Below are 632 nucleotides of genomic sequence, written 5' to 3' on the forward strand. Positions count from 1 at the left end.
ATCCTGAACATGTGCACGGATCCATCGAAAATGTGTCYCAACGAAATGTACGATCTCGATGCCAGAGGTGGCGGCGGCATGGAGTCGGTCAACAACGTGTTCAGGCTCACCTACGATCGCGAGCGAACATGGGGGGCAAATGGGCGCAGCTCGCTGCCGTTCGTCGTCGCGCGGTGTACGCCAACCGGTTCTGGTCCTGGCGGCAGCGAAGTGCTTCCGCCAGCAACGAAGCTCAACTTCTAAGCCGTCCAGCCATCTATCAAGGTGCATACCATGATCAACAGGAAAACGTTCGTCTCCGTCGTTATCGGCTTTGCCGTGCTCGCGGGTGTGAGTGCTGCCGGCTATGTCTCGAAGATGCCGACGATCAAACAGGAGGCCGCGTCGTCAGGTTTCGGGGCAAGCTTTCGCCTCATCGCTGACAACGGCCAACCGATTACCGAGGCTGCGTTGAAGGGACATCCGTCGCTTGTCTTTTTCGGGTTTACGCATTGCCCTGAAATCTGCCCGACAACACTTTTTGAGATGTCTGGTTGGTTCAAGACGCTTGGGCCAGGCGCCAAGGACCTGCACGTCTTCTTCTTCTCGGTCGATCCGGAGCGGGACACGCCCGAGACAATGCGGACATATGT

The 632-nt window shown here is 57.4% G+C and carries 1 protein-coding gene and 1 pseudogene; both read left to right on the forward strand.

Annotated elements, in window-relative coordinates; genetic code table 11:
* Positions 1-243: pseudogene (locus AC1D35_RS36705) on the forward strand (ubiquinol oxidase subunit II); the annotation flags it as partial.
* Positions 244-273: 30 nt separating this feature from the next.
* Positions 274-632 (forward strand): SCO family protein (locus AC1D35_RS36710; RefSeq protein ID WP_477942990.1); only part of this gene is annotated, 359 nt, incomplete at its 3' end.

This window comes from Rhizobium sp. P1_E6, assembly GCF_056405875.1.